General features: G+C 67.7%; 16 protein-coding genes. 15 read left to right on the top strand and 1 reads right to left on the bottom strand.

The annotated features are described in order from the left end of the window. The first annotated feature begins 33 nt into the window (after positions 1-33). The 4 genes from ACFTS5_RS19965 (at position 34) to ACFTS5_RS19950 (ending at position 4,927) form a co-directional block, all read left to right on the top strand. Positions 34-1,431, top strand: coding sequence for an acyl-CoA dehydrogenase family protein (locus tag ACFTS5_RS19965; protein ID WP_378632930.1), 1,398 nt, complete (start codon positions 34-36; stop codon positions 1,429-1,431). Positions 1,432-1,461: 30 nt separating this feature from the next. Further along, positions 1,462-2,676: an acyl-CoA dehydrogenase family protein gene (locus ACFTS5_RS19960; RefSeq protein WP_378632927.1), complete on the top strand. Its 1,215-nt coding sequence runs from the start codon at positions 1,462-1,464 to the stop codon at positions 2,674-2,676. Positions 2,677-2,993: 317 nt separating this feature from the next. After that, entirely contained in the window at positions 2,994-3,770 is a 777-nt protein-coding gene (locus tag ACFTS5_RS19955; protein ID WP_378632925.1) for a DUF1206 domain-containing protein, read from the top strand. Between the two features lie 143 nt (positions 3,771-3,913). After that, positions 3,914-4,927, top strand: a complete 1,014-nt coding sequence (locus ACFTS5_RS19950) for a TIGR03617 family F420-dependent LLM class oxidoreductase (protein ID WP_378632922.1) — start codon at positions 3,914-3,916, stop codon at positions 4,925-4,927. A gap of 22 nt (positions 4,928-4,949) precedes the next feature. Here ACFTS5_RS19950 and ACFTS5_RS19945 read toward each other — a convergent pair whose 3' ends face one another. Next, on the bottom strand, positions 4,950-5,912 hold the full coding sequence (locus ACFTS5_RS19945) for a DUF5996 family protein (RefSeq protein WP_378632920.1): 963 nt from the start codon (positions 5,910-5,912) through the stop codon (positions 4,950-4,952). A gap of 223 nt (positions 5,913-6,135) precedes the next feature. On the opposite strand from ACFTS5_RS19945, the gene ACFTS5_RS19940 reads away from it, so the two are divergent. The 11 genes from ACFTS5_RS19940 to ACFTS5_RS19890 all read left to right on the top strand — a co-directional run bounded on the left by ACFTS5_RS19940 (position 6,136) and on the right by ACFTS5_RS19890 (position 17,178). Continuing rightward, complete coding sequence (locus tag ACFTS5_RS19940) at positions 6,136-7,119, top strand: diiron oxygenase (RefSeq protein ID WP_378632917.1); 984 nt, start codon at positions 6,136-6,138, stop codon at positions 7,117-7,119. A 43-nt stretch (positions 7,120-7,162) separates the two neighbouring features. Continuing rightward, positions 7,163-7,465: a type II toxin-antitoxin system prevent-host-death family antitoxin gene (locus tag ACFTS5_RS19935; protein ID WP_266292300.1), complete on the top strand. Its 303-nt coding sequence runs from the start codon at positions 7,163-7,165 to the stop codon at positions 7,463-7,465. Next, the gene (locus ACFTS5_RS19930) at positions 7,462-7,839 is read left to right on the top strand and encodes a hypothetical protein (RefSeq protein ID WP_378632914.1); all 378 of its coding nucleotides are present in this window, start codon (positions 7,462-7,464) and stop codon (positions 7,837-7,839) included. Before ACFTS5_RS19935 ends, ACFTS5_RS19930 begins: the two co-directional genes overlap by 4 nt. A 165-nt stretch (positions 7,840-8,004) precedes the next feature. After that, entirely contained in the window at positions 8,005-8,637 is a 633-nt protein-coding gene (locus tag ACFTS5_RS19925; protein WP_378632912.1) for a hypothetical protein, read from the top strand. A gap of 98 nt (positions 8,638-8,735) precedes the next feature. Beyond that, positions 8,736-9,230, top strand: coding sequence for a helix-turn-helix transcriptional regulator (locus tag ACFTS5_RS19920; protein WP_101468527.1), 495 nt, complete (start codon positions 8,736-8,738; stop codon positions 9,228-9,230). A gap of 101 nt (positions 9,231-9,331) precedes the next feature. Further along, on the top strand, positions 9,332-10,960 hold the full coding sequence (locus tag ACFTS5_RS19915; RefSeq protein WP_378632910.1) for an acyl-CoA synthetase: 1,629 nt from the start codon (positions 9,332-9,334) through the stop codon (positions 10,958-10,960). Between the two features lie 126 nt (positions 10,961-11,086). Continuing rightward, on the top strand, positions 11,087-12,745 hold the full coding sequence (locus tag ACFTS5_RS19910) for an acyl-CoA synthetase (protein WP_378632908.1): 1,659 nt from the start codon (positions 11,087-11,089) through the stop codon (positions 12,743-12,745). Positions 12,746-12,811: 66 nt separating this feature from the next. Then, positions 12,812-13,372, top strand: a complete 561-nt coding sequence (locus tag ACFTS5_RS19905) for a hypothetical protein (protein WP_378632906.1) — start codon at positions 12,812-12,814, stop codon at positions 13,370-13,372. A 296-nt stretch (positions 13,373-13,668) separates the two neighbouring features. Continuing rightward, positions 13,669-15,129 (top strand): PepSY-associated TM helix domain-containing protein, encoded by a 1,461-nt coding sequence (locus tag ACFTS5_RS19900; protein WP_378632905.1) that lies wholly within the window; start codon positions 13,669-13,671, stop codon positions 15,127-15,129. Between the two features lie 65 nt (positions 15,130-15,194). Next, positions 15,195-15,527 (top strand): hypothetical protein, encoded by a 333-nt coding sequence (locus ACFTS5_RS19895; RefSeq protein WP_378632903.1) that lies wholly within the window; start codon positions 15,195-15,197, stop codon positions 15,525-15,527. A 70-nt stretch (positions 15,528-15,597) separates the two neighbouring features. Then, positions 15,598-17,178 (top strand): alkaline phosphatase D family protein, encoded by a 1,581-nt coding sequence (locus ACFTS5_RS19890; protein ID WP_378632901.1) that lies wholly within the window; start codon positions 15,598-15,600, stop codon positions 17,176-17,178. Positions 17,179-17,186: the final 8 nt, after the last annotated feature.

Genomic DNA, 17,186 nt, shown 5'->3' with positions numbered 1-17,186 from the left:
GGTCGAAGGCACCCCGACAGCCGAGGAAATCAGGTGATGATGAGCACTCGAGACAGCGCGACGAAGCGACGTCCGAACGACACGTCCGCGGTCGGCCTCAGCCAGCCCAAACGGGACTGGATGGGCGCCGCGATGCGCGCTTTGACGACCATTACCGGGTCGGAGCTCGCGGGCAAGTACAACCTGCGCAAGCCGATCGAGCGCGTCACCTACGAGGGCACCAAGACCGGGTTCCGTACCCTGGGCGCGGCCACTCGTACGTTCGCCAAGGTCGCGGGTGGCGGTGAGCCCAAGCGTCTGGTCGACAACGAGTCCAAGACCAAGGACTACTTCGATCTCACCCCGTCCGACGAGCAGCAGATGATCGTCGAGACGGTGCGTGATTTCGCGGGCGAGATCCTGCGTCCCGCGGCCTACGACGCCGACAATGCCGCCAAGGCCCCGCGCGACCTGCTCGAGCGCGCCGCCGAACTCGGCATCACCCTGATCAACGTGCCCGAGGAGCTGGAAGGCGCGGCTTCCGAGCGCGGCGCCGTCACCAACTCCCTGGTCGCCGAGGCGCTGGCGCACGGTGACATGGGCCTGGCGCTGCCGATTCTGGCGCCGAGCGGTGTCACCGTCGCCCTGTCGCAGTGGGGCACCGACGCCCAGCAGCAGACCTACCTACCCGCCTTCACCGGCGAGAGTGTGCCGCAGGCGTCCGTGGTGATCAATGAGCCGCGCGCCCTGTTCGACCCGTTCGCGCTGCAGACCAAGGCCGTGCGCTCCCCCAGCGGCTACAAGCTCAACGGCGTGAAGAGCCTGGTCCCGGCCGCGGCCGACGCCGAACTGTTCGTCGTGGCCGCCGAGCTCGACGGGCGCCCCGCGCTGTTCATCGTCGAGTCCGACACCGCCGGGCTGTCGGTGGAAGCCGACCCGAGCATGGGTCTGCGCGCCGCGGGCCTGGGCCGGCTGATCCTGGACAACGTGGCCGTCGGCGCCGACGCCGTCCTCGGCGACAGTGACGCCAAGACCCGTGCCGCCGAGTACGGCGACGCGGTGCAGCTCGCCCGGCTGGGTTGGGCCTCGCTGGCCATCGGCACCGGCCAGGCCGTGCTCGACTACGTGATCCCGTACGTGAACGAGCGTGAGGCGTTCGGCGAGCCGATCTCGCACCGCCAGGCGGTGGCCTTCATGGTCGCCAACATGGCGATCGAGCTCGACGGCCTGCGCCTGGTCACCCTGCGTGGTGCTTCGCGCGCCGAGCAGGGTCTGTCGTTCGCCCGTGAGGCGGCGCTGGCGCGCAAGCTGGCCACCGACAAGGGCATGCAGATCGGCCTGGACGGCGTGCAGCTGCTCGGCGGCCACGGCTTCACCAAGGAACACCCGGTCGAGCGGTGGTACCGCGACCTTCGTTCCGTCGGTGTCGCCGAAGGCATCGTGCTGGTCTAGGCCCGTTTCTCACCTTCCAGGAGCCCCCTCATGATCAATCTCGAACTCCCCAAGAAGCTGAAGGCGAGCGCCAACCAGGCCCACCAGGTCGCCTCGCAGATCTTCCGTCCCATTTCCCGCAAGTACGACCTCGCCGAGCACGAGTACCCGGTCGAGCTCGACACGATGGCCGCCATGATCGAAGGGCTCGCCGATTCCGGCACCCAGAAGATCGGTGGCGCCGCGGGCGGCCGTAACGACGAGACCGCCGCGGACCTGACCGCGAATGCCAACGGCGGCAACATGTCCGCGCTGCTCAACGCCCTCGAGACCTCGTGGGGCGATGTCGGTCTGATGCTCACCATCCCCTACCAGGGACTGGGCAACGCCGCGATCGCCGCGGTCGCGACCGACGAGCAGCTCTCGCGTTTCGGCAAGGTGTGGGCCGCGATGGCGATCACCGAGCCGTCCTTCGGTTCCGACTCCGCCGCCGTCACCACCACCGCCACCCTCGACGGTGACGAGTGGGTCCTCAACGGCGAGAAGATCTTCGTCACCTGCGGTGAGCGCGCCACCCACATCGTGGTGTGGGCTTCGGTCGACAAGAGCCTCGGTCGCGCCGCGATCAAGTCCTTCGTCGTCCCGCGCGACGCTCCGGGCCTGTCGGTGGCGCGGCTCGAGCACAAGCTCGGCATCAAGGCCTCCGACACCGCGGTGCTGCTGCTGCAGGACTGCCGCATCCCCGCCGACAACATCCTCGGTTCGCCGGAAGTCAACGTGGAGAAGGGCTTTGCCGGGGTCATGCAGACCTTCGACAACACCCGTCCCCTCGTGGCGGCCATGGCCGTCGGCGTCACCCGCGCCGCGCTCGAGGAACTGCGTACCGTCCTCACCGAGGCCGGGGTCGAGATCTCCTACGACACCCCCGCGATGAACCAGTCAGCGGCGGCCGCCGAGTTCCTGCGCATGGAAGCCGACTACGAATCGGCCTACCTGCTCTCCCTGCGCGCCGCCTGGATGGCCGACAACAAGAAGCCGAACTCCCTCGAGGCCTCGATGTCCAAGGCCAAGGCGGGTCGCACCGGCACCGACGTCACCCTCAAGGCAGTGGAGCTGGCCGGCACCATCGGCTACTCCCAGCGCACCCTGCTCGAGAAGTGGGCCCGCGACTCGAAGATCCTCGACATCTTCGAAGGCACCCAGCAGATCCAGCAGCTGATCGTGGCTCGCCGCGTGCTCGGAAAGACCAGCTCCGAACTGAAGTGACCTGGTAGACAACGAAATCCGGTGCGAGTCGACTTGCTGACTCGCACCGGATTTCTTGTTTTCGACGCATTCCGTTGCCCGGCAGTAGATCTCGCTGCGTCGAAAATCTCTTCATGGTGTTTGAACCCCACGGTGCGGGCATTCCCGCAGCTGAAGAGATAGGGAACACCATGAGCATATTTCGCAATGCGAACAGATATCGGCGACGTGATCGGGTCGGGACCGATCGGCGAAGGACGTGGCGCTCCAACCGAAACCGGGGCTGGGGGCGCCGCACCTATGACCGGGCGCCGCGCAGGTCAGCCGGTTCCGGCGGAGTGGAGGCTGCCGCCCGTTTCGGTTTCGTGGCGCGTGGCGTCGCCTACATCGTGCTCGGCATTCTCGCTTTCCTGCTGGCGATCGGATCGGCCGAGCACGAGCCCGACGGCGGCGGAGCACTGGCCGCGATCGCCGCGAAACCGCTGGGCTATCTGTTGCTGTGGATCCTCGTGTTCGGTTTCGCCGCGCTCGTCGTGTGGCGCGTGGTGCAGGTGGCCGGTGCGCGGCGGACCTATTCCGGCGGACACCGCGCCTACGCCGTGATCTCCGGAATCGTTTACGCCCTGGCCTTCTGGAGCACCCTGCGGTTCGTGATGCACGGCCGGGCGCCGACGCCGAGCGATGCGGTCGCCCGCGATCTGACCGGTCGCGTCCTGAGCTGGGAGGGCGGGCAGGTGGTCGTGCTGCTGATCGGTATCGCCGTCCTGGCCTTCGGTATCTGGCAGACGGTGCGCGGTCTGCGCCTGGACTTCGCCGATGACCTCCGGATGGGCTGGATGACGCACGGTATGCGGCAGGCCGCGATCTGGCTGGGTCGCGTCGGCTATCTCGCCCGGGGCGCCGTCGTGATCGGGATCGGTTTCGCCGCCATGGTGGCGGCGGTGAACTACGACGCCGCGGCCGCCAAGGGTGTCGACGCGGTCCTGCACGATTTCGCCGGAAACCCCTTCGGCCCCTGGCTACTCATGCTGATCGCGCTCGGCCTCATCGCCTTCGGTGCGCTGTCCTTTCTCGAGGCCAAGCACCGCAGGACCTACGGCGGTGTCCCGGTCTGATCCGCGGGCCGGTCGTGCCGGTGTCGTCGGCGTTTGCCGGATCAGCCCGGATCGACAGTTGCGCGGCGATACGTTGATGGTCGACTTGTCCGCGCCGGCACGAACACCGCTGGACGGCACACGACAGTGATGGGACGCGCGTTTTGAAGATCGACACAACGCTGACCGGCGGGCTCGCCACGATGGGCAAGGATGCCGCCGCCGCGGAGGCCGCGGGGTACGCGGGCATCTGGACGTTCGAAGGCGCGCACGACCCGTTTCTGCCGCTGTTGCTCGCCGCCGAACACACCGAGCGGGTCGAGCTCGGTACCTCGATCGCGGTGGCGTTCGCCCGCAATCCGCTGTTGCTCGCCACCATCGCCTGGGATCTCCAGGCCTTTTCCCGTGGTCGGTTCGTCCTCGGTCTCGGGAGCCAGATCCGCGCGCACATCACCCGGCGCTACTCGATGCCGTGGAGCCGACCAGCTGACCGGATGCGCGACATGGTGCTGGCGGTGCGTGCCATCTGGGCGAGCTGGGAGCAGGGCGGGCGGCTCGATTACCAGGGCGAGTTCTATCAGCACACCCTGATGCCGCCACTGTTTCGCCCCGCGGCCGACGAGGTGGCCGGGTTCGGACCGCCGCCGATCTATCTCGCCGGGGTAGGTCCGGGCATGACCGCGGTGGCGGGCGAGGTCGCCGACGGATTCATGTCGCACCCGTTCTGCACGCCGAGATTTCTGCGCGAGGTGACCCTGCCCGCCCTGGCGCACGGTGCGGCGCGCGCACGGAAACCCGTGGACGACATCGTGATCCACCATTCGGCGATGGTCGCGACCGGCAGATCCGTCAGCGAGCTCGCCGCGGCCAGGCAGGCCGTCCGAAAGCAGCTGGCGTTCTACGGATCGACACCGGCCTACTGGCCGATTCTCCAATTGCACGATCGAGCCGAACTCGGACCCCGCCTGAAAGCGATGTCCAAGAACGGGGAATGGGATCGGATGGCCGACCTCGTCGACGACGATTTCCTCGACGCCGTCGCGATCACAGCCACCGACCCCGCCCGCGCGGCGGCGCAACTGCACGAGCGCTACGACGGAATCGTCGGACGGCTCGGGTTCAACACGCCCTATCGGGTCGACCCAGCGCTGCTGACAGAACTGTTGCGGGAGATGTGATGTCGCGCCGGGTGGGGATCGGTCAGAGCGCCGTCGTGTCGTCGACGTGGAGTCGGCGATCGAGGCGGTGCGGATCGACTTCGAGGAGCGGGCGGTCCCAGTGGGCCAGGTCGGCCGCGGAGGCGTAGGTGGTATCGAGGAAGTGTAGGAGGGTGGCGTCGGGGTCGGGGGAATTGCGGACCACGTCGTACGGGAGGACGAATTCGCCGAGGGTGGTGTCCCACTGGGCGCCGTCGGGACCTGCGGGACGAGCGGAGTATCCATCCGGAGCCGGGTAGGAATAGGCGTAGAAGGTGCCTTCGGTGCCACCGGGCCAGAAGCCCGCGCTCGCGCATTCGCGGGAGTAGGCCTCCTCCATCACCCAGTCGGCGCAGTTGGGGGCGCCGCCGGGGTGCAGGGGCGCGGGGCGGCCGGAGAAGCGGGTGCAGGCCAGGTCGAAGGAACCCCAGAAGAATTGCACCGGACTGGATTTCCCGGCGAACCCGGCACGCCAGAGCTGGAATACCCGCTCGATCTGGACGAGCTGTTGCCAGAACAGGTGGACGGCGTCGGCGTCATAGGAGTGGTGGGTGGTGTCCTCGGCGAAGGGGATGGCCGGGTCGACCTCGTTGGGTGAGGCTTCGATATCGACGACGATGTCCAGCCGGCCGAGCACATGGCCGAGTTCGGCGTAGAAGTCGGCGACCGTGCGCGGGCGCAGGGCGATCGTGGCGCGGCGTCCGTCGCTGCTGCGCAGGACGAGTTCGTGGTCGACGAAGTCGAATTCGATGTCGAGCAGGCGGCCGTCGACGGAAATCGCGCCGGTCGTCATCCCGCGCGCGCTGACCGCGAACGTGACGTTCCACCAGTGGTTCACCAGCGGAGTGCCCGCCATGGTCAGCTTGCCGATGATCTGCGACCACATGTGCAGGGTGTCGCGCGTGTCGGACCAGGAGTCGACGCGTAGGGCAGGCCAGACGGCCTTGGCGGGAGTCGAACGTGCCATCGGATCCTCGCTCTCTCGGTGCGCGACCCCGTGGGCCCCGCCCGTTCACAGCCAGGTGCACTGGCTGATTGATCAACCGTTCGGCGTGTCCTGCGACGTTTCATCGTACGTCGGCGCTGGTAGATCGCGCCGCAAGGACGAACCCGACCACCAGAGGGGTTGTGTGGGACTCCGAGTCTCATATAACGTAGGAGTCGCGCCACACCAAAAGGAGACACCGCTGATGCTGTCGACAATCAAGAACACCGCCACCGATCCCGAATACCACGAGATCCTGCGCAACCTGTCCGAAGGTTCGGTCAACCGGCACTTCGACCCCTACGTCGACATCGACTGGGAATCCCCCGAGTTCGCCGTGCACAGCGACGATCCGCGCTGGATCATGCCCGAAGAGGACCCGCTGGGCCGTCACCCCTGGTACAAGGCCCAGCCGATCGAGAAGCAGATCGCCATCGGCATGTGGCGCCAGGCCGGCATCGCCAAGGTGGGCCTGGATTTCGAGCAGCTGCTGATCCGCGGGCTGATGCAGTACCTGGTGTCGGTCCCCAACGGCGACCCGGAATTCCGGTACATCACCCACGAGGCTGCCGAAGAGTGCAACCACACGATGATGTTCCAGGAGATGATCAACCGCATCGGCTACCGCGATGTGATCGGCATGGGCACCATCGATCGCAAGCTGACGATGGCCATCTGGCCCGCGGTGAAGTACTTCCCCGAACTGTTCTTCACGATGATCCTCGGCGGCGAGGAGCCGATCGATCACCTGCAGAAGTCGCTGCTGCGCGCCGGCGTCGATCTGCACCCGATGGTGCAGCGGGTGATGCAGATCCACGTGGCCGAGGAAGCCCGGCACATCTCCTTCGCCCACGAATATCTGCGCCGCAACGTGCCCGGCATGAACCCGATCACGAAATCGGTTCTCTCCGTGGCCTTCCCGATCGCCATGCGGGTGATGCTCGACATGATCATGACCCCGCCCAAGGAATTCGTCGAGAAGTTCGACATTCCGGCGGAGGTCATGCGCGACGCGTACTGGAGCAGCGAGGAATCGCAGACCACGATGCGCAATATCTTCGGCGATGTGCGTGCCCTCGCCACCAACAGCGGGCTGATGAACCCGGTCGCCAAGCTGACCTGGCGCCTGCTCGGCATCGACGGCCCGGTTACCCGCTACCGCAGCGAACCTGCCCGCAAGGTCGCCTGAGCGATCGGTCGGCGCGACTGTACACAGCGATGTACAGTTGACTATGGCCGATTACGACAGTGTGCCGCTGACCGAGTTACGTGGTCAGCTGGGTAGTGTTTTCGACGGGGTGTCCGCGAGCGGACGGCCCGTGATCGTGACGCGGGAGGGGAAAGAATTGGTCGCGGTGGTACCCGCTGAGGTGTTGCGGCACGGGGCACTGCCTCCCGCGTACTTCAACGACGATCTGCGTGAGCAGATCCTGGGCAAGCTCGACGCCAGGATCACCCAGCATTCGGCGGAAGACATCGCCGAGGCGGAAGCCAAACTGAGCAAGCTGATGGGCGCGCTGGACAGTCGCCAGTGAGCGTCGCCGACCACACCGCGCTCACCTCGCTGGCGTTGTCGCCGCTGTTCGGGCAGGTGATCATGCGTCAGTTCACCCAGCAGCGCCGAATCCTGGTGGTGCCCACCGTGAGCCTGATGGCCGCGATGCGCGCCGTCGACAACATCGACGAACTCGGCCGCCTGCTCGACAATCGCGTCGCCGTGCGCTGGGCCGAACTCGACGCCCCCACCGCGATCCGCATCGGCACCACCGTGCCGATCGTCGACGACCATCTCGACTGGCCGCTGATCGCGCCCGTGGTGTTCACCGCGCAGAATCTAGACATGCCGGTCCTCACTGCCAAACCCGAGCTCTATCGGGGCTACAAGGTAGAGATCGCGAACATGCCGTAACCGACCCGCGAGGTCCTGAACTCGGCTTTCCCCGGGGTAGTGACAGATCCCACATCGGCTGTCGGTACCGTGCACAGGTGGTCGGCGACTGATAGCCCGGCCGACTCGCACAGCGGACGAATTACCAGGGAAAGCAGTACCAGGAACACTCGAGGAGAGCTGGTTATGCATCATCTGAGTTTCATGCGTCGCTTCACCACCGCGGTAGCCGTCACCTCGGCCGCCGTCGCCATCGTCTTCGCGGGCCCCGCGGTCGCGGAACCGGCGACACAGACTGTCGACGTGGCCGCGGCCGTCTCGCAGCTGCGTACGTCGGTGGCGAACAATCCGGGCGCACTCGCCGCCCTCGACAAGCTCACCGCCGACGGCACGGTCGATGTCGCGCTGCCCGCGCAGCCGTTCCAGATCCCGGCGACCTCCGATATCGGCCAGAACGGTGGCGGGCCAGGGGTGTACGGCTCTGGTATCGCCCTCGATATCGACGGCTTCCGCCTCGGCTTCTTCGGCGGGCCCGGCACCATCTCGCCCAACCAGGGCAACGCCAAGCTCGAGGTCATGTGGCTGAATCTGTCCAGCGGGCAGAGCGGCACCGCGGTCCTGAGCGAACACCAGGACGTGCCGGTCGACACCACCATCCGCACGGCGTCGCTGAACACCGGCGCCGGGCTGGTCGTGGCGGCGGTGTACGGCAACCTGTGGCACCGCTGGCCGGTGCCGGTCGACGAGGCGCACCCGGACGGGTTCGCCTACCAGCTCGGCACCATCCAGCAGCCCTCGTTCGGTGCTGTCACGCGCTGACGTTCGTCCACTGCGCACCCCGGGTCCACGCGGTCCGGGGTGCGTTGTCGTTTCGGTGAAGCAGCGCAACAGCTTCGGTGTGGCGTAGGTTGACCGGCGTGGAGGATCTGGTCGACCGACTCGAAGAACTGGAACGCCGCGTTGCCGCGCTGGAGAGCGCGCAGCCCGAGCACGCGCAGCTGCCGTGGGCGGTGGCGCGCCTGCGGCAGGAATTCGCCGATGCCGGAAAACGCACCGGCGGCGTGCTGCTGGCGGGCGCGTTGCAACTGCCCACCGGTGAGCGCTTCGATTGGCAGGCCCAGTACCCCACCGATGCCATCGTCGGTGATGTCTGGACCATCGAGGCGGCCAATTGCCTTGCTGCGCTGGCCGATCCGGTGCGGCTGCGGCTACTTCAGGAAATCGTCTACGGGCGCAGAACCGCCGCCGATCTCGCCGCCATCGCGGAACTGGGCACCTCACCCGAGATCTACCAGCACTTGCGCCAGCTGGCCGCCGTCGGCTGGTTGCAGACCGCGGGATTGGGCCGTTTCGAGGTGCCGGAGGGCAGGCTGGTCCCGCTCCTCGCGGTGCTGGCGGCGGCCCAACGCTGATCTTGTGGAGATGTCCCAATTGCCCGGTTAGACTACTGTGATGCACAGCACATCGACTGCTACGGTGAGCGTCGAGTGATTCAAGCTGCGGAGGTAGTCGAGTGAACCTGTCACATCTGCTCGAAAGCGTGAAGGCGATCGGTGTACTGCGCGCGCGCGGAGTCTCCGATCCCAAAACGCCGCTGGAGACCCTGCGGACGATGAAGGAATCCAAGATCTACGGCCCGCAGGCCACCCTCGTGCGCCATTCGGCCCGCGTCGCCCCCGATCAGGTGGCCCTCGTGGACGAGCGCGGTGAGCTGACCTATCGCGAGCTCGATGAGCAATCCACCGCCATCGCCCGCGGGTTACGCGAAGCGGGCATCGGCGAGGGCACGGTCATCGCCGTGCTGGCCCGCGATCACCGCGGGCTGATCATGTCGATGATCGCGGCGGGCAAGCTGGGCGCGCGCATCGCGCTGATGAACACCGGCTTCGCCAAACCGCAGTTCGCGGAGGTCTGTGCACGCGAGAACGTGCGCGCGGTGCTGCACGACAGCGAGTTCCTCGGTCTGCTCGACGCACTGCCCGCCGACCTGCCGCGCTACCTCACCTGGGTCGACGAAGGCACCGAACTCCCCGCGGGCGCCACGACATTCGACGACCTCATCGCGAACAACTCCACCGAGGATCTGCCCGCGCCGAGCAAGCCGGGCGGCTTCATCATCCTCACCAGCGGCACCACCGGCCTGCCCAAGGGCGCACCGCGCACCAAGGTCACGCCGATGGCGACCGCGCAGTTCGTCGACCGCGTGCCGTTCCCGAAGCGCGGAACGGCGATGATCGTGTCGCCGATCTTCCACAGCACGGGTCTGGGCACCTGGCTGGTCAACACGATCCTGTCGAACAAGATCGTCATGCGCCGTCGATTCGATGCCGAGGCCACCCTCGCCGCGATCGCCGAGCACAAGGTCGAGATGCTGGTGTGTGTGCCGACGATGCTGCACCGGATGACCGAGCTGCCCGCCGACGTCCGCGCGAAATACGACCTGTCCTCGCTGAAGGTCATCCTGTTCGCCGGCTCCGCGCTCACCCCGGAGCTGTGCATCAAGGCCACCGAGGCCTTCGGACCGGTGCTCTACAACCTCTACGGGTCGACCGAGGTCGCCATCGCGACCATCGCGAACCCAGCCGAGCTGGCGGAAGCGCCGGGCACGGTCGGCCGTTCGCCGATCACCTGCGAGGTCCGCCTCTACGACGACCAGGATCAGCGGGTCGAGACGCCGGGCGCGCGTGGCCGGATCTTCGTGCGCAGTGGCGCGCCGTTCGAGGGCTACACCGACGGCAGGCACAAGCAGATCATCGACGGCTTCATGTCCAGCGGCGACATGGGCCATTTCACCGACACCGGGCTGCTCATGGTCGACGGCCGCGATGACGACATGATCGTCTCCGGCGGCGAGAACGTGTACCCGCAGGAAGTCGAGAACCTGCTGGTCGAGCGGCCCGAGATCTTCGACGTGGCGGTGATCGGCGTCGACGATCCGGAGTTCGGCAAACGCCTGCGCGCCTTCGTCGTTCTCGAAGAAGGTCACACCCTCGACGCCGCCGAACTCCAGGCGCACGTCAAGGCGAATCTGGCCAGGTTCAAGGTGCCGCGCGAGGTGATCTTCCTCGACGAACTGCCCCGCAACGCCACCGGCAAGATCGTGCGCCGCACCCTCATCGACTATGAGGTCTCACAGGGATAGGCGCTGGCTACTACGGAGTAGACAGCGCGGCCGGATCGCTTGCTAGTGTTAGCGACAGCACTGGATCTCGAAGACGCGGTCCGGCCTGCGGTTCTGCGTGGGCTCGGTCTGCCGGAAGGCTGTTCGATGTCTCTGTCTCTGCCCGCGCTAGGTACTACCGCCCGACGTGCCGGTGACTTCGCGCTCGGCGTCAAGGTCATGGTCGATCGCAAGCTGTTCAATCCGCTGCGCCTCGACCACGCTGCCCGTTCGTTCCGCAATGTCTCGAAGTTCGGCCCGTTCGCCGGCGTCGTCATGCACGCCGCGCAGAGCAGGCCGCAGGCGGGCGCCATCGTCGACGAACTGGGTGAGATCACCTTCGGCGAACTCGACGCGCAGTCCAACGCCTTCGCCCGCGGCCTGCGCGCGAGCGGGATCAGCGAGGGCGACGTGATCGCCGTGCTGGCCCGCGACCATCGCGGCATGGTGTTGAGCCTGCTGGCGGCGGGCAAGCTCGGTGTGCGCGCGGTGCTGATGAACACCGGGTTCGCCAAGCCGCAGTTCGCCGATGTCGCCGCGCGCGAGAAGGTCAAGGCGGTGCTGCACGACAGCGAGTTCCTCGACCTGATGAGCGCCATCCCCACCGACATCCCGCGGGTACTCACCTGGGTCGACGAAGCGCACGGCGCCGACCCGTCGATCCCGACTGTGGCATCGCTGTCGGCGGATCGTTCGACCGCCGCGATCACCGCACCGAGCAAGCCCGGCGGCATGGTGATCCTGACCAGCGGCACCACCGGCACACCCAAGGGCGCACCGCGCGACAAGGTGAGCCCGTTCGCGTCGGCGCAGTTCGTGGATCGGGTGCCGCTGCCCAACAACGGCACCATGATCATGGCGGCGCCGATCTTCCACGGCACCGGCCTGTCGCAGTTCACCCTCGGGCTCGCCCTGGGAAACCGGGTCATCTTCCAGCAGCGCCGGTTCGACCCGGAGCAGACGCTCGCCAATGTGGTGAAGTACAAGGCGGATTCGCTGGTCGTGGTGCCGACGATGCTGCAGCGCATCCTCGATCTGGACGAGCAGGTGCTGGCGAAGTACGACCCGTCGACGATGAAGGTCATCTTCGCCGCGGGCTCGGCGATCGCCCCCGACGTGGTCACCCGCACCCTCGACTACTTCGGTGATTCGCTCTACAACCTCTACGGCTCCACCGAATGCGCGGTGATGACCGTGGCCACCCCGGAGGATCTGCGCAAGGCGCCGACCACGGCGGGCAAGGCGCCCGTCGGCATCCGGATCGTGCTGCTCGACGAGAACCGCAAGCCGATCACCGCCCCGAATGTCACCGGAACGATCTTCGTGGACAACGGGTTCGCGTTCACCGGGTACACCGACGGCCGGACCAAGGAAATGGTCGACGGCATGATGTCGAGCGGTGACGTCGGCCATTTCGATGCCGACGGTCTGCTCTACATCGACGGCCGCGACGACGACATGATCGTCTCCGGCGGCGAGAACGTCTTCCCGCTGGAAGTGGAGAACCTCATCGCGGGCCGCGCCGATGTGTTCGAGGCCGCGGTGGTCGGCGTCGACGACCACGACTACGGCAAACGGCTGCGCGCGATCGTGGTGCCCGGCCCGGAGTCCAAGCGCGACGCCAAGGAGATCAAGGAATACGTCCGCGAGAACCTGGCCCGCTACAAGGTGCCGCGCGAGGTGATCTTCGTCGACGAACTGCCCCGCAACGCCACCGGCAAACTGCTGCGCAAGCCGCTGATCGAGATGCCGGTCGAGACGGACTGACAACGGCTGGACGTAGCCCGCTCTATTGCCGCCGAGCGGGCCTCGTCGGTCGACTATCATCAGCGCGTGATCATCGGGTTCGAGCAGGCGTCCGCGCCGTCGCGTGCTGTCGGCGCGCGGCTGCGTGGTGCCTGCGCGGGCTCGATGTCGGGCGCGCTGTCGTTGGCCGCGCACGGGCTGGCCGCCGGTGGGGCGCTGCCGGGCAGCACCGCGATCGTGTTGCTGGCCGCGGCCTCGGCGGTTGTCGGCGCACTGGTCGCCGGGATCGGACCACTGCGTCACGGCGCGCTGGGTTTGGCGGCGGTGCTGCTGGGTGGTCAGCTGGTCGGCCACACCACGATGAGCTGGTCGGGGCACTCGCACTCGGCTGACGATTCGCTCGGACTCGGCATGCTCACCGCCCACACCGTCGCCGCGCTGCTCGCGGCCGTCGTCATCGTGGGCGCCGAGGCCGCATACCGGGTCGGCGGCGCTGTGCTGGCACGCATCCTGCCGCTGCGCTACCGCACTCCCCGCATCCCCGACCCGGCGCCGTTGCGCCTGGCCCACCGCGACCGCGTCATCCTGCGGATCTTCGCCACGTCGTCGCTGCGAACCCGCGCTCCCCCGCTCGCGATTCCTTTCTGACCTTTCCCTCACCCGGTGCACGGACTCGTCGTGCGGTGTCCCCGTGTCGAACCCGCGCGCCTCGTTGTCGCCTCCCCACGCTGACGTCACCCGTTGTCTCGACGTGAGCGTGGCGCTCGACGTGCGCCGCCGGTCGGCCGTGTTCGTCCGGCTCCGCTCGGACGAAATCCGCGCCCAGCGATCGGCAGGCTCCACGCCGCACCAGGTCGACAGCCTTCGCGTGCCGTCGTCGATGCGGGCGCCGAGCCGGACCTGTCCGCGCGCACCGGGTTCCAGTACTCCAGAAATGAATCAGCATGAGCATCACGGACACTCGTCCGGCCGAGGAGAACTCCCCCTCGGCACCACCGATCCCCGGTGACAGTCCCCGTTCCGGCGCACGCCGGGGCTTACGCCTGTCTCCGCTGGCCCTGCGCCTGCACTTCTACGCGGGGTTCTTCGTCGCCCCGTTCATCCTGATCGCCGCGCTCACCGGCGCGCTGTACGCGATCGCGCCGACGATCGAAGGGTTCGTCTCGCGCGATCTGTTGCAGGTCGACACCACCGGGCCCGACCAGGCCCTGTCCGCCCAGGTCGGCGCGGCAGTCGCGGCGCGCCCCGACCTCACCCTGGTCGCGGTCGCCCCCGCCCCGAACGAGGGCGACACCACGCGCATCCTGTTCAACGATCCGGCGCTCGGCGATTCCGAGCGGCTGTCGGTGTTCGTCGACCCGCACACCGCCCAGCCGGTCGGCGAGTCCGTGGTCTACGGAAGTGGTGGCGCGCTGCCGCTGCGCACCTGGCTCAGCGAGTTCCATCGCAGCCTGCACCTGGGCGAACCCGGCAGGCTCTACAGCGAACTGGCCGCGTCGTGGCTGTGGGTGATCGCGCTGTTCGGGCTGGTGCTGTGGGTGCACCGGGTGCGCAAGCGGCGCGAGCGGCGCTCGGCGCAGTGGCTGCTCAAGCCGGATCTGTCCCAGACCAGGCGTCGAAAGATGAACTGGCACGGCGCGATCGGCGTCTGGATCCTGCCCGTGGTGCTGCTGCTCTCGGCCACCGGCATGACGTGGTCGACCTATGCCGGTGAGAACGTCACGAAGCTGCGCGAAGAACTCAGCTGGACCACCCCCGCGGTGAGTGTGAAGCTGCCGGGCACCGCCGGTCCCGCCCAGTCCTCGGGCGGCGACCACCACAGCGGCGGGCAGACCGTCCCGGCCCCGGTCGACTCCTCGGCGCGGATCGCGCAGCTCGATCGCGTGTACGAGGTCGCTCGCGCCGAGGGCATCACCCAGGGCGCCGAAATCGCCATCCCGGCGACACCGGAGAAGGCGTTCGGCATCAAGGAACTGCGCCTGCCCGGCACCTACACCGTCGACTCGCTCGCCGTCGACGGCGCGACCGGCACGGTCACCGACCGGCTGGCGTTCGCCGACTGGCCGCTGATGGCCAAGCTCACCAACTGGGGCATCGCCTTCCACATGGGTCTGCTGTTCGGCCTGGTCAACCAGCTGCTGCTGCTCGCGATCATGATCGGCCTCGTCACCGTGATCGTGCTCGGTTACCGCATGTGGTGGCAGCGTCGACCCACCCGCAGGGCCGCTCTGCCCGTCCCGCCACGGCGTGGGGTGCTGCGCCGCACGTCGCCGTGGATCACCGTTCCGCTGGTCGGTGCGGCGGTCGCCATCGGCTGGTTCCTCCCGCTCATCGGCGTGAGCCTGGTCGTTTTCCTGCTCATCGATGTCGCCTTGGGCCTGGCCGCTCGCGCGGACAAGGTGTAACGCATGGCTAACTATCGAGGAAACATCCCATGTAACCCATGACCCTCGATGATCGGAGCTTCCCCATGAGAACCTCAGCTCGCGCAGTAGCGATGTGCTTGGCCGCTCCGGCCATCGCGGTCGCCTTGACCGGTGTCGCCGCGGGGACAGCCGCCGCTGATCCCGGCTGCCAGGGATCGATGAACGGCCCGTGGGCGTTCAATGGTGGTTGTTACGGCGGTGAGGGCACCTACCGGCTCGAGGTCGACTGCATCGGTTACAACATCGCGCCCTTCGCCGTCGGGCCGTACACGATCCGCCAGGACCTGCCGGTCGGCCAGGCGGGCACCGTGGCGTGCTTCGGTCCGAACTGGTCCAGCGCGGGGTGGGCCGTCGGCTCGCGGATCTTCCGGCTCTGACACCAGCATCGCGACGCCGAACCGGACACGATCGGTGGATGGTTCGGATCCGCGGTGAAAGGATCAGCGGATGACGCTGTCTCGCCGACAACTCCTGCACGGCGGCATCGGCGGTTCGATCGCCGCTCTCGTGGGGGTCTCCGCGGTGAGCAGTGCACGGTTCGCCGCGCCACGGCGGCTCGGCGAACCGTTCTCGCTCGGGGTCGCTTCCGGCGAACCGACCCCGGACGGAGTGGTGCTGTGGACGCGACTCGCCCCCGATCCGCTCGCACCCGACGGGTACGGCGGGATGACGGTCGCCCCGGTGACCGTCGACTACGAGGTCGCCGAGGACGAACGATTCACGAAAGTCGTGGTCAGGGGCTCGGCGGTGGCGACCCGCGAGCTCGGGCACAGTGTGCATCCCGAGATCGCCGGGCTGGCGCCGGATCGGTGGTACTACTACCGGTTCCGGGCCGGTTCGGCGATCTCGCCGGTCGGGCGCACCCGCACCGCGCCCGCGCTCGACAGCCCGACCGCGCGGCTCCGGTTCGCCTTCGCGTCGTGCCAGTCGTGGAGTTCGGGGTACTACACCGCCTACGAACACCTCAGCGCCGAAGATCTCGACCTCGTCGTGCATCTCGGCGACTACATCTACGAATCCTCCTGGGTGCTGGCCCGCCGCGGCGCGCACCTGCCGCCGCAGCTCGCCGGCGAGGCAGTGGATCTGGCGGGCTACCGACTACGTTATGCCCAGGCCAAAGGCGAAGCGCCGCTCCAGGCCGCGCACGCGGCGTTCCCCTGGCTGGTCACCCTCGACGATCACGAGCTCGACAACAACTGGGCCGGTGACAATCCCGGCCTCGGCTTCGACGTATACCGCCTCGCGCCGCTGTTCCGCCGCCGCAAGGCCGCTGCGTTCCAGGCCATGTACGAGCACCAGCCGATGCGCCTGGCGCAGCTGCCCGTCGGCCCGTCGATACACCTGCACCGCCGCTACCGATTCGGCGATCTGGCCGAATTCACCATGATCGACACCAGGCAGTACCGCACCCCGCAGGCCTGCGGTGACGGCTCGGCGGTCATCGGATGTGCCGACCGCTTCGCCACCGACCGCACCATTCTCGGTGCGGCCCAACGTGACTGGCTCGTCGGCGGCTTCGCCACCTCGTCCGCCCGCTGGCAGGTACTCGGCAATCAGGTCGCCATGGCCCAGTCCGACTACGACCCCGGCCCCGACCTGCTGCTCGGCACGGACGCCTGGGACGGCTATGTCGCAGACCGCAATACGGTGCTGGCCGCGGCCACCGACCACGCGGTCGACAACCTGGTCGTGATCACCGGCGACCGCCACGAGAACTACGTGGCCGACCTACGCCGCGACTACGCTGATCCCGAATCACCCGTCGTGGCAACAGAATTCACCGGCACGTCGATCAGTACCGGCAGCGACGGCGCGGATCTCACCGACGCGGGCCGTACCCTGCTGGCCGCCAACCCGGACCTGAAGTTCTACAACCGGCAACGCGGCTATGTCCGCGTCGACCTCGACCATCGCCAGTGGCGCAACGACTTCCGCGTGGTTCCCTATGTGAGCCGTCCGGGTGCCCCGATCAGCACGCGGGCGAGTTTCGTCGTGGAGGACGGAATCCCCGGGGCCATCGAAGTCTGAGCCCTGCG

Source organism: Nocardia sp. NPDC056952 (assembly GCF_042674185.1).
In the GTDB taxonomy this organism is placed as follows: domain Bacteria; phylum Actinomycetota; class Actinomycetes; order Mycobacteriales; family Mycobacteriaceae; genus Nocardia.
This window is presented reverse-complemented; position numbering and strand designations above follow the sequence as displayed.